We start from the raw sequence: 12138 nt of genomic DNA on the forward strand, positions 1-12138 counted from the left end.
GATCAGAACTCGAGCACGCCGCCGGGTCCGCGCAATCTGGCACGCAGACGGCAGTCCGGCCCCTCGACCACCGTGGTGTCACCGGCCCCGAGCACCTCGAGCACCTCCCGCGCCGCCTCGGGCTCGGGCGATTCCACACGGAATTCGAGCAGTTCGAGGGTGGGCAGGGCCGCCTCGGCGGGATGCACGGATTCGCCCCAGTCGATGAGAAACGGCTGCGCACCTGAGTGCGGCAGCGGGGAACGCGTGGTCAGCCGCCATTCGAGGCGGTCACCCTCGGCAGTGTCGCGAGCCATGTCCTGGACCTCGCCGAAGTCGATGCCCGCGGAGTTCGCGGCCGCGATCTTCGCGAGGAACGCCGGCGGATGGATGGCCCAGGTCTGCAGGGTCGGCTCGGCGGCCAGATGAGCGTCGAGCGGCAAGGTCCCGTCAGCGGGCGGCACCTGCTGCGGGTCGGGGCCGAGGATCTCGAGGTAGGTGTGGGCTCCCTCCGGCCAACCATTCGGGGTGAGCCCGAGCAGAGAGTTCGCGGTCCCTCGCCCCGGGTGCGAACCGCCGGGAACCGCACGCACCCCGGTGGCCTCTTCCACGGCGGCGACCCCGGCCTCGAGGTCGGGCACCGTGATGATGAGGTGGTCGAGCTGCGCGGGAATGGTGTTCAGAGAGTCCATGATCCACCCGGACCTTTCAGATGAGCGTGTAGGCCCTCAGTCTCCCCCTCTTGGCGGCCTGGGGCAATGATGTCGAGAGCGATGCCGAAGAAGTCGAGGACCGAACCGACCGCAGCAGGCTCGTCACTCGCGGCCCACAGCTTCTCGAGGCGGACCCACGGCATCTCCTGGCTCGCCGGATGCTCGGAGTCCTTCCAATCGATGAGGAACGGCTGGATTCCCGACCACGGCAGTGGGGTGCGCCTGGTCAGGCGCCAATCGAGGACCACCCCGTCCGGTCGGCGTCGGGTCATGTCATGGACCTCGCCGAGGTCGACGCGCGGTTCCCGTGACCGCGCAGCTGCCGTGACGACGCCGTCGAAATCGTCCGGACGGATCGCCCACCGCTGCACGGTCGGTGCCGTGATCCCGGCCAAGCGCCCTGCCGCGAGTGCCGGGTCCTGCTCGGGGTCGGGGCCGAGGATCTCGAGGTATGTGAGCGGGTTCGCACCACGTGGACGCGCGAGTCCGAGGGACTCGGTGAGGTCATCGTCGAGCTCGAGCCCGAGCAGCGCATTGGCTGTACCCAACCCCGGATGGGCCCCACCGTCGATCGCTTTCACCCCCAGAAGATCCGCTGATTGCTCAACATATTTCTCAAGGTCGGGAACGGCGATCACCAGATGATCGAAACTCGATGTGTTCAACATGTCTCAATATTAAGCCCCGGATTGACGCGGATTGCACGGATGCGCTTAACTCAAGGCATGCACATCCACCTCGGGCCCCGCGCCGGACACTGCCGTTGCCTGCCGTCAACGGCAATCGCAATGTCCGTATATTGTTGAACTATCCGGCTCAATTCCCTCTGTTCCATTCCTCTTGCCCGAAGGACGTCCCATGACGGATCACCGTCTCTCCACCTCAGCGCGTCTGACTCAGCGCCTGACCGACCGACGCCTCGACCGCCGCTCGGTACTGAGCCTCGGTCTCGGTTTCGGCACTCTGCTCACCCTCAGCGCCTGCACTCCCCATGACTCAGGTTCCTTGGCCGAGGGCGAACCCGTCCGCGGCGGGGTGCTCACCTACTTCGAACCCCAGACCTGGACTCTGCTCTACCCGCCGTCGGTCGGCTTCTACCCCAACGGCGGAATCATGAACAACATCTCGGCACGCCTGCTGTGGCAGGATCCCGAGACCCTCGAGCTCCATCCGTGGCTGGCCACGGACTTGCCGGAGACCGACGCCGACGCCACGACCTACACCTTCACCATCCGCAAGGGCGTGACCTATTCGGACGGTTCGCCGCTGACACCGGAGAATGTGGCGAAGAACTTCGACCTCTTCGGTCGCGGCGACGAAGCCCGCACGCTGCCGGTGTCCGAGCAGATCTCGAACTATGAACGCAGCGAAGTCCTCGACGGAAATCGGGTCCGGTTCCACTTCTCCGCCCCCTCCCCTGGTTTCGCGCAGGCGACGTCGACGATGAACGCGGGGCTGCTCGCCGATTCCACTCTCGACCTCGACGCCGAAGGCTTCGGCCCGGGCGGAGCCACGCAGATCCACACCTGCGGGCCCTTCCACATCACTGACGAGACCATCGGCACGAAGCTCTCCGTCCGTGCCCGCGAGGACTACGACTGGGCGCCCCCGCACCTGAAGCATCAGGGCCGGGCCCACCTCGACGGCATCGACTACCTGACGAACAACGAATACTCCGTGCGCATCGGAGCCGTGCTCTCCGGGCAGGCAGACGGCGTCCGTGATGTCCAGGCACCGGATGAGTCGCGTGTCACCGAACAGGGGCTGCGCCTCTATGCGAAGGCGACGAACGGAATCAACAACAGCATCAACTTCCGGTTCCGCCACGACCTGCTGGGCGACATCGACGTCCGGCGAGCGCTCATCGCCGCCATCGATCGACAGGAGATCGTCGACAAGCTCTTCACCCCGAACTACCCGCTGGCCACCGGCCTGCTGGCCAAGGGCGCCATGGGCTACACCGACCAGTCCGGATCATGGGACTTCGACCCGGACAAGGCGAACCGCCTCCTCGACCAGGCCGGCTGGAGCGAGCGCAACGGGCAGGGCTACCGCGTCAAGGACGGAACTCCGCTGGCGCTGACGGTGAATATCGCACTGCCGCAGCCGCGGTCGAACGAGGTCCAGACCCTCATCCAACAGCAGCTGCGCCGCGTGGGGGTACGCCTGTCGATCAACCCCGGGGACCAGTCGAAGCAGACGCTCGACGCCCTCGAACTCGACACCGTGCAGATCTACCACTCGATGGTCGCCCGCGCCGACTTCGACAATCTGCGCTCGAACTACTCCTCGGTCAATCGCGACGTCTTCCTCAACGGAGTCGACCGCGCGGACGCCGACGACGATTCGGTCGACCCGAAGATCGACGAACTCCTCGAAACGCTGGCGTCCGAACCGAACCATGAGAAACGGCAGGAGGCCGCCGAGGCGGTCCAGAACTACCTCGTCGACCAGGCCTATGTGCTGCCGTTCTTCGAAGAACCACAGGTCTTCGCATTCCGCCGCCGCGTCCACGGCTTCACCACCGAACCCGTGGGCCGCCCCGACTTCTACAGCACCTGGCTGGCAGGAGAGAAATGATCCTCGACACCCGCTACCTCCTCCTGCGCCTGGGCCAGGCGGTCCTCGTGCTGCTGCTCGCGTTCACCGCGGCATTCATCCTGCTCAGCCTCATCCCCGGAGACGGCGTCACCGCCCGCTTCGCCGATCCCGCACTGGGCCTGTCCAACGACCAGATCGCCGAGATCCGAAACGCCACCGGCGCCGACGACTCCTGGTTCGGCAAGTACCTCACCAGCCTCACCGGGTTCCTCACCGGCGACTTCGGCTATTCGGTCCAGACCGGCGCGGCCGTGTCGACGAGCATCGCTGCGGCTCTGCCGTCGACCGCAGTGCTCGCGGCCTCCGGGTTCGTCACCGCCCTCGTCCTCGCCGTGATCATCGCCGTCTTCGCCACCTTCGGACCGTCCACCGGGCCGACTGCTCGGGTGCGCCGGATCCTCGACTCGGTGCCCAGTCTGTTCATCTCCATCCCGGTGTTCTGGCTCGGAATCCTGCTCATCCAGGTCTTCTCCTTCCAGCTCGGCGTCGTCTCCGTCGTCAATCCCGGCCCCGCCGAAGCGCTCGTGCTGCCGACCCTGACCGTGGCGGTTCCGCTCTCGGCCCCGATCGCCCAGGTGCTCATCCGCTCCATCACCGAGGTGCAGGCCTCCGGCTTCGTCAAGGTCACCACCGCGAAGGGCGCCTCCGAACTGTGGATCCTCGTCCACACCGTCGCCCGCAATGCGGTGCTGCCGGGGCTGACGATCATCGGGCTCGTCTTCGGCGAACTCGTCGCCGGCGCCGTGGTCACCGAAACCGTGTTCGGCCGCAACGGCATCGGGCTGATCACCGCCCAGGCCGTCACCCACCGGGACAATCCGATCCTGCTGGCCGTCGTGGTCATCGCCACCTTCGGCTACGTCATCATCAATCTCGCAGTCGACCTTCTCTATCCCGTCATCGACGTCCGTCTGCGCACGAAACGCAGCACCGCCTCGGCGGGCAGGCCACTGCGCAGCCACGACGAACCGACACGTCGCGCTCTCACGGCATCCGCGGCCAGCGTCGGCGTCGACCTCGACTGGGATGACGAGACGAAGGAGAAGAACTCATGAGCATCGTCTTCACCCGCGGCCAGGTCACCGAGTCCCGGCGCGCACGCGGCGGCCGGGCACGCGCCGCGATCACCCCGGCCACCATCGCCTCCGCTCTGGTCCTGCTCATCGCCATCGCCTGGGCGCTGTTCCCCGGTCTCTTCACCCACTACGATCCCAACGACGGCGGAAACACCCCTGCCCTTCTGGCCCCGAGCCTCGAGCATTGGTTCGGCACCGACCAGACCGGCCGCGATGCCTTCACCCGAGTCGTCTACGGCGCCTCCCAGTCCCTGCTGGCCGCGCTCGTGGCCGTCGGGGTCGGGCTCATCGTCGGCACCACGATCGGACTCATCGCCGGCACCCGCCGCGGACTCGTCGACGATGTGCTCATGCGCCTGATCGACGTGCTGCTGTCCATCCCCGCGATCCTGCTCAGCCTCTCGATCGTCGTCGTCCTGGGATTCGGCACGATCAACGCGGCCATCGCCGTCGGGGTCACGGCCATCGCCCAGTTCGCCCGTCTCGCCCGGTCGCAGGCGGTGCAGGTCAATACGAGCGACTTCGTGGCCGCTGCCTACGGCTCCGGCGGCACCTTCTTCACCGTCCTCGTCCGCCATATCCTCCCGAATTCGATCTCGCCCGTGCTGTCCTTGGCGGTCCTCCAGGTCGGTTCGGCGATCCTGCAGATCTCCACGCTCGGGTTCCTCGGCTACGGCACCCCGCCGCCCACCCCCGAATGGGGCCTCATCATCGCTGAAGGCCGCAATTTCGTCGCCACCGCCTGGTGGCTGACAGTGCTGCCCGGCCTCGTGGTCATGGCCATCGTGCTCGCCACCCACCAGATCGGCAACACCCTGCGAAAGGTGACATCATGACCGACTCCTCACTGCTGCGCATCGACGGCCTGTCCGTCGAATACTCCCACCGAGGCGGCTCCGCGGCACCGGCCGTGAGCGAGCTCGATCTCGCGGTCCGTCCCGGTTCGATGACCGCCGTGGTCGGCGAGTCAGGTTCGGGGAAGTCGACGACGGCGAACGCCGTCATCGGTCTCCTTCCCTCCTCGGCCAGGGTCGCGGCCGGGCGGATCCGCCTCGGCGAGGTTGATCTGCTCAGCCTGGGCACCTCCGGTTGGCGCGGTGTGCGCGGTTCCCAGATCGGCTATGTCCCGCAGGACCCGGGGTCCTCGCTCAATCCGCTGCAGACGATCGGGAAATCCGTCGCCGAGGCGCTGCGCATCCACCGTCGCGCGGGCCGCGCCGAGGCTCGCGCCCAGGTCGTCGAGCTGCTGGACCGGGTCGGCATCGACCAGCCGGAGAAGCGGGCCGATCAGTTCCCGCACGAGCTCTCGGGCGGGATGCGGCAGCGTGTGCTCATCGCTGCGGCCATCGCGCTGCGTCCGCGCCTGCTCATCGCCGATGAACCCACTTCCGCCCTCGACGTCACCGTCCAGAAGCAGGTGCTCGACCTCCTCGACGAACTGCGCACCGAGACCGGGATGGGCATCCTCTTCATCACCCATGATCTCGCCGTCGCCGGTGAACGCGCCGACGAGGTCGTGGTCATGCAGGGCGGGCGCATCGTCGAAACGGGGCCGGCCGGACGGGTCTTCTCCGACCCGGCCACCGATTACACCACCCGTCTCATCGCCGATGCTCCCGCACTGCAGACAAAGGCACGAACTGCCCGCGCCGAGGCGACCAGGGAGTCCACAGACCCGTTCGTCTCCGTCGAATCGCTCACCCATGTCTTCGACCGTACGGATGATCGGATCACCGGCATCGAGGGTGTGGACTTCACCGTCGCGCGCGGGACCACGCACGGTCTCGTCGGCGAGTCCGGCTCGGGCAAGACCACCACGGGCAAGGCGCTGTCCGGGTTCCTCACCCCGCAGTCCGGGCATGTGCGCATCGGCGACTTCGATGCTGCGGAGCTCGGACGCGGTCGTCCCTCACGGCAGCGGCTGCGGGAGTTCCGGCGCACCGTGCAGCTCGTCCATCAGAACCCGTTCTCCGCTCTCGATCCCAAGCATTCGATCCGGTCGACGCTGACGGAGCCGCTGCGCAACTTCCGCCTCGGCGATCGCGCCTCCCGACCGCGGCTCGTGACCGAAGCGATGGACCGGGTGGCGCTGCCTGCCGACTTCCTCGATCGGCGTCCCGCCGAACTCTCCGGCGGACAGCTGCAGCGAGTGGCGATCGCCCGCGCCCTCATCGTCGAACCCGAACTCGTCGTCTTCGACGAAGCCGTCTCCGCTCTCGACGTGACCGTGCAGGCGCAGATCCTCACCCTGCTCGACGAGCTCCAGCAGGAACTCGGTCTGACCTACGTCTTCATCACCCATGATCTCGCCGTCGTCCGCCAGATCGCTGATACGGTGTCCGTGATGTCGCACGGACACCTCGTCGACGACGGCGCGACCGAAGAGATCTTCACTCGCCCCCGCTCTGTCTACACACGCACTCTGCTCGAGGCGATCCCCCGTCCCGCGACGCTGTCGGTCAATGCAGCGCCTGCGAACAATCGACCGGCAACCCCGACCCTGCTCACCGCAGCAGCAGAAAGCTGAGAACCATGACCCCTCAATCCACCGGCACTCAGGCCACCGACGCTCAGGCAACCGGACCGAAGCTCGGATTCTTCACCCGCCTGCTCGAAGACGCCCCAGCCGCAGACCGCTATCGCTTCGCCCTCGAACAGATCGAGGCAGCCGAGGACTTCGGCTTCCATTCGGCCTGGGTCGCCCAGCACCACTTCTCCGCGGCCGAGGGCGGACTGCCCTCCCCGCTCGTCTTCCTCTCCCACGCCGCTGCCCGCACCACCCGGATCAATTTGGGCACCGCGATCATCACCCTGCCGATGGAGAATGCCGTGCGCGTGGCCGAAGACGCCGCCGTCCTCGACGAACTCTCCGACGGTCGCCTCGAGATCGGGCTGGGTTCGGGCGGGAACCCGAAGTCGTTCCCCGCCTTCGGCACGAGCTTCGATGAGCGTCGTGAGGTCTTCGCCGACAATCTCGCGACCCTGCGCACACTGTTCTCAGGCGACCGGCTGCCCACCGACCACGGTCTCTACCCTGCTCCCGCGGGGCAGCGTCCGAGCCTCGAGCGACGACTGTGGCAGGCGACGTTCTCCTCAGGCGGTGCCGGTGCGGCCGGGGCTGCCGGTGACGGTCTCATGCTCTCGCGGACCCAGCCGCGGCCCCAGGACAATCCGGCGGCACGCCTCGACGAGGTGCAGCTGCCGGTCATCGACAACTATCTCTCCCAGCTGCCCGCGGGGGCCGAACCGCGCATCCTCGCCTCCCGCACCGCCGTGGTCGCCGACGCAGAGGATCTGCCCCGGCTGCGCGAGATCACCGAGCCAGCGCTGCGGGCCGAGGCCGACCGCCTCGTCGGCTATGACACCTCGTCACTGACCCTCGATGAGCTCCTCATCGCCACCGACACCTACCTCGGCACGCCCGAGCAGGTGAGCGAACGCCTGCAGCATGACCGCGTCCTCGACCGGGCCACCGACGTCAGCTTCCAGGTGCACTCGGTTCCGGCGACGAACGAGACCGCTCTGCGGTCCATCGAACTGCTGGCCACCGAGGTGGCCCCCGCCCTCGGGTTCTCCGTGACCAAGGAGAAGGTGCACTGAGATGCCAGATATCATCAACCTCCTCGCCGGAATCGCGGCGAACGATCCTCTCGATGAGCTGCGCGGCCACCGGGCACAGGCGAAGGAGAACGCGCAGCTGAGCTTCGAGGCTCTGCTCGAACCCGCCGATCCGAAGAGCGTGAGCTTCCGCGACCGTTATGCGGTCGCCGCGTTCACCGCGGGTCTGCTCGGTTCCGCGCGGGCCGAGGAGTTCTACCGTGATCTCCTGCGTGACGAAGACGAGTCCGTGTCCTGGGCGGTCGCCGAACTCCTCGACGAGGCGACTGCGCCGGCCGGCACCGCTGGTCCCTACGGAATCTTCGAATCCGCAGCGTTAGCTGAGGAGAACGTTCCCGGGCCGTGGTTGACTGCCGCCGGGGCGACGGCGAAGAGACTCGGTGAGAAGCTGACGGCAGGACTCGAATTCGCTCATCTTCTCGTCCTCCATCCGCGCGACAGCCGCCCGGGTCACCTGGCACTTCTGCTCGAGGCGGGTTGGGACGAGGACGGCATCGTCACTCTCGCTCAGCTCGTGTCGTTCCTCAACTTCCAGATCCGCATCAGCACCGGACTCGCCGTACTCACCGATGCGGCCTCTGCGACTCAAGCCCCGGCCGACGCCGCCCCGTCCTCACACGAGGCCGACGACAGCCCCACCTCGGCGAGGGCGGAGCAGGCACTGCGAGACGTCGGGGACCAGGTGAAGACGTATCCGGATCTCCACCGTCCCGAACTGTTCCAACAGGGCGGGCTCGGATGGGTGCCGTGGATCGCGCCCGTCGCCGAGGCGGACCTCAGCGACGTCCAACGGGATGCGCTCGTCGAGGCGGGACGGGCGAAGAACCCCTACTTCCGGCTGCTCGCACGCGATCCTGCCGCGCTCAAGGCACGGACCCTGACCGACTTCGACATCTTCTTCAACACCACCGACGGGCTCGGCCGGGCCGAACGCGAACTCGCTGCGACCGCAGCCTCGCGGCTCAACGGGTGCCTGTTCTGTGCGTCGGTCCACGCCGATCGGGCCACCGAGGAATCCGGGCGTCGGGACGTTGTCCAGCGCCTCCTCGACGACGGAATCGGCACGCAGAGCCACCTCGGCGATCAGGTGTGGGACGCCGTCGTCGACGCCTCGGTCGCGCTCACCCTGACCCCGCAGGCCTTCGGAACCCAGAACGTGAAGGAACTGCGTGCGGCGGGTCTGGAAGACGGCGACATCATCGACGCACTCAGCTGTGCCGCCTTCTTCAATTGGGCGAACCGGCTGATGCTCTCCCTCGGCGAACCCGAGGTGCTGAAGTAGGCCTCAGCCAACGTCCATGAGCGTCGAGCGGATGATGAAGCGGTTTCCCGTCGGTGATTCGACGCTGAAGCCGCTCCCCCTGCCCGGCACCACATCGATCGTCAGATGCGTGTGCTTCCAGTACTCGAACTGCTCCGTCGACATCCAGAAGTCCAGTCCGGCCTTCTCGGCATCGTCGATGGGCAGGTCGAAGTGACCGAGCAGCACATCGGCTTCCGAGGTGAGGAAGTCGCCTTCGGGGAAGCACATGGGCGACGAGCCGTCACAACAGCCGCCGGACTGGTGGAACATGAGCTGTCCGTGTTTGTCGACGAGTCCGGCGAGCAGGTCGATGGCGGCCTGAGTCATCGCCACTCGCGATTTCTCTTCGCCCTCGATCGTCGGTGTCGATTCGAGGGCGGCTGTTTCGGCTGTTTCACTCATCAGAAGAATCCTTGTGCATTTTCGGAGTAGCTGACCAGCAGGTTCTTCGTCTGCTGGTAGTGGTCGAGCATCATCTTGTGGTTCTCACGTCCGATGCCCGAGGACTTGTATCCGCCGAACGCGGCGTGGGCCGGGTAGGCGTGGTAGTTGTTCACCCAGACGCGGCCGGCCTGGATGTCGCGTCCGGCCCGGTAGGCGGTGTTGCCGGTGCGAGCCCAGACTCCGGCGCCGAGGCCGTAGAGGGTGTCATTGGCAGTGGCGATGGCGTCGTCGTAGTCGGAGAACGAGGTCAGCGCCACGACGGGTCCGAAGATCTCCTCCTGGAAGATGCGCATCTTGTTCGTGCCCTTGAAGATCGTCGGCTGGATGTAGAACCCACCGGCAAGGTCACCGTCGAGTTCGGCTTTGTCGCCGCCGATGAGCACCTCGGCGCCTTCGTCCTTTCCGATCTTGAGATAGGACATGATCTTCTCGAACTGGTCGTTCGAGGCCTGTGCGCCGACCTGGGTGTCGGTGTCGAGGGGGTTGCCCTGCTTGATGGAGCCGACGCGTTCGACGCCGGCGGCGACGAAGTCGTCGAAGATCGAGTCCTGGACGAGCGCACGCGACGGGCAGGTGCAGACCTCGCCCTGGTTGAGAGCGAACATCGCGAAGCCCTCAAGTGCTTTGTCCCGGTAGCTGTCGTCGGCGGCCATGACGTCGTCGAAGAAGATGTTCGGTGACTTTCCGCCGAGCTCCAGGGTGACCGGGATGATGTTCTGCGAGGCGTACTGCATGATGAGGCGGCCGGTCGTCGTCTCACCGGTGAAGGCGATCTTGCGGATGCGTTTGTTAGACGCGAGCGGCTTGCCGGCTTCGACGCCGAATCCGTTGATGATGTTGAGGACGCCGGGAGGCAGCAGGTCGCCGATGAGTTCGGCGAGGACGAGGATCGACGCCGGGGTCTGCTCGGCGGGTTTGAGGACCACGCAGTTGCCTGCGGCGAGCGCCGGAGCGAGCTTCCAGGTGGCCATGAGCAGTGGGAAGTTCCAGGGAATGATCTGTCCGACCACGCCGAGGGGCTCGTGGAAGTGGTAGGCGACGGTGTCGTCGTCGATCTGGGAGACGCCGCCTTCCTGCGCCCGGATGGCCGAGGCGAAGTAGCGGAAGTGGTCGACGGCCAGCGGCAGGTCCGCAGCCAGCGGTTCGCGGATTCCCTTGCCGTTGTCCCAGGTCTCGGCGACGGCGAGCATCTCGAGGTTGGATTCGATGCGGTCGGCGATCTTGAGCAGGATGTTCGACCGTTCGGCGACGGAGGTCTTGCCCCAGGCCGGTGCCGCCGCCCATGCGGCGTCGAGTGCGGTTTCGACATCGTCGGCGGTGGAGCTGGGGATCTCGGTGAATGCCTGTCCGGTGACGGGAGTGATGTTCTCGAAGTAGTTGCCGTCCTTCGGCGGTACCCACTCTCCTCCGATGTAGTTCTCATAACGGGGCTTGAACGTGACGAGCGCGCCGTCGGTACCGGGTGCTGAGTAGACTGCCATGACACTCCTTCGTGTGAGTCCATCCACCCCACAACACGTGCCTCGTCCGATGGCGGTCGGAGGCGCGGAGCGGATGTGTCCGTGTCCTCTCACCTTAGGTCGGAACCCGGGTGCGGACAATAGCCGTTGAGGGAGTTCGCAGGGACAGTCGTTCGCAGTCTCACCCCACCGGCTTCACCATGATCAGGCAGGGCGTGTCCGCTCCCCACAGGTCGGTCTCCTCCAGAGGCAGGAAGCCCATCTTCTCGTAGAAGTGACGGGTCCGTGCATAGTTCAGATCGTCCTTCGACGGGCCCAAGGTCTTCACTTCGAGCAGCCGCGCCCCACGGGTCCGAACATCCTCGGTGATGGCTTCGATCATCGCAGTCCCGACTCCCCCGCCGTGGACGGAGCGGTCGACGACGGTGAGATGGATTTCGCTGGTCTGCGGGAAATGATGCGTCACCAGCGTGGCTCCGACGACTTGGCCATGTTCGTCGCGGACAGTCCACGTTTCCATGCGGCGCGCGTCGTCGATGTATTCGGCGTTGGATTCGGGTCTGCCGAACCATTCCGGCACGGTTGCGAGCAGCCGTTCCACATCGTCGGGGACGGCATCGTCGCGCTGAGCTCTCCAGTCGGCTTCAGTCATGGGCTCCACCCTAGACTCGGCATCGATGCTCCGGTACCCCGTTGCTAGACTCAGCCCCATGAGCGAGCCCGAATCCCCCGTCCTCCGACTGATCCCCTATCTCGCGGCGATCACCGTCACGGTCTTCGCCACACTGTCCGTGGTCGGCACCGGGGAGTCCAACCTGCTCGTCACGCTCGTCGTCGCTGCAGTCGGCTATTTCGGCACATATTTCATCGTCAAGCTCATCATCCACGCACTCGTCACCCGTATCGGTTCCGACAGCCGCGACGACCACGACTGACAGTCGGCC

General features: G+C 66.3%; 12 protein-coding genes. 7 read left to right on the forward strand and 5 right to left on the reverse strand.

Going from position 1 to position 12138, the window contains the following annotated elements:
- Positions 1 to 2: 2 nt before the first annotated feature.
- Together SB749_RS13960 and SB749_RS13965 are read right to left on the reverse strand one after the other, a co-directional pair.
- Positions 3 to 671 (reverse strand): VOC family protein, encoded by a 669-nt coding sequence (locus tag SB749_RS13960; protein ID WP_410710819.1) that lies wholly within the window; start codon positions 669 to 671, stop codon positions 3 to 5.
- Complete coding sequence (locus tag SB749_RS13965; protein ID WP_410710820.1) at positions 659 to 1360, reverse strand: VOC family protein; 702 nt, start codon at positions 1358 to 1360, stop codon at positions 659 to 661. The genes SB749_RS13960 and SB749_RS13965 overlap by 13 nt, the downstream gene beginning before the upstream one ends.
- 190 nt (positions 1361 to 1550) lie before the next feature.
- Here SB749_RS13965 and SB749_RS13970 point away from each other — a divergent pair, with 190 nt between their 5' ends.
- The 6 genes from SB749_RS13970 to SB749_RS13995 are packed head-to-tail and all read left to right on the forward strand — an operon-like array spanning position 1551 to position 9269.
- Positions 1551 to 3272 carry a TIGR04028 family ABC transporter substrate-binding protein gene (locus SB749_RS13970; RefSeq protein ID WP_410710821.1) on the forward strand — a complete coding sequence of 574 codons (1722 nt, stop codon included), beginning with the start codon at positions 1551 to 1553 and terminating at the stop codon, positions 3270 to 3272.
- Entirely contained in the window at positions 3269 to 4348 is a 1080-nt protein-coding gene (locus SB749_RS13975) for an ABC transporter permease (RefSeq protein WP_410710822.1), read from the forward strand. Before SB749_RS13970 ends, SB749_RS13975 begins: the two co-directional genes overlap by 4 nt.
- Positions 4345 to 5205 (forward strand): ABC transporter permease, encoded by an 861-nt coding sequence (locus tag SB749_RS13980; RefSeq protein ID WP_410710823.1) that lies wholly within the window; start codon positions 4345 to 4347, stop codon positions 5203 to 5205. Before SB749_RS13975 ends, SB749_RS13980 begins: the two co-directional genes overlap by 4 nt.
- Positions 5202 to 6896, forward strand: coding sequence for a dipeptide ABC transporter ATP-binding protein (locus tag SB749_RS13985; protein WP_410710824.1), 1695 nt, complete (start codon positions 5202 to 5204; stop codon positions 6894 to 6896). The genes SB749_RS13980 and SB749_RS13985 overlap by 4 nt, the downstream gene beginning before the upstream one ends.
- Before the next feature lie 5 nt (positions 6897 to 6901).
- On the forward strand, positions 6902 to 7969 hold the full coding sequence (locus SB749_RS13990; RefSeq protein WP_410710825.1) for a putative FMN-dependent luciferase-like monooxygenase: 1068 nt from the start codon (positions 6902 to 6904) through the stop codon (positions 7967 to 7969).
- A gap of 1 nt (position 7970) precedes the next feature.
- Complete coding sequence (locus tag SB749_RS13995) at positions 7971 to 9269, forward strand: alkylhydroperoxidase domain protein (protein WP_410710826.1); 1299 nt, start codon at positions 7971 to 7973, stop codon at positions 9267 to 9269.
- A gap of 3 nt (positions 9270 to 9272) precedes the next feature.
- Here the strand turns inward: SB749_RS13995 and SB749_RS14000 are convergent, their stop codons facing one another.
- The 3 genes from SB749_RS14000 to SB749_RS14010 all read right to left on the reverse strand — a co-directional run bounded on the left by SB749_RS14000 (position 9273) and on the right by SB749_RS14010 (position 11846).
- Positions 9273 to 9692: a DUF779 domain-containing protein gene (locus tag SB749_RS14000; protein ID WP_410710827.1), complete on the reverse strand. Its 420-nt coding sequence runs from the start codon at positions 9690 to 9692 to the stop codon at positions 9273 to 9275.
- Positions 9692 to 11215: an aldehyde dehydrogenase family protein gene (locus tag SB749_RS14005; protein WP_410710828.1), complete on the reverse strand. Its 1524-nt coding sequence runs from the start codon at positions 11213 to 11215 to the stop codon at positions 9692 to 9694. The genes SB749_RS14000 and SB749_RS14005 overlap by 1 nt, the downstream gene beginning before the upstream one ends.
- 160 nt (positions 11216 to 11375) lie before the next feature.
- Positions 11376 to 11846, reverse strand: a complete 471-nt coding sequence (locus tag SB749_RS14010) for a GNAT family N-acetyltransferase (protein ID WP_410710829.1) — start codon at positions 11844 to 11846, stop codon at positions 11376 to 11378.
- A gap of 58 nt (positions 11847 to 11904) precedes the next feature.
- Here SB749_RS14010 and SB749_RS14015 point away from each other — a divergent pair, with 58 nt between their 5' ends.
- Positions 11905 to 12129, forward strand: coding sequence for a hypothetical protein (locus SB749_RS14015; RefSeq protein WP_410710830.1), 225 nt, complete (start codon positions 11905 to 11907; stop codon positions 12127 to 12129).
- Positions 12130 to 12138 lie beyond the last annotated feature (9 nt).

The organism is Brevibacterium sp. SIMBA_078 (assembly GCF_046534565.1).
In the GTDB taxonomy this organism is placed as follows: Bacteria; Actinomycetota; Actinomycetes; order Actinomycetales; family Brevibacteriaceae; genus Brevibacterium.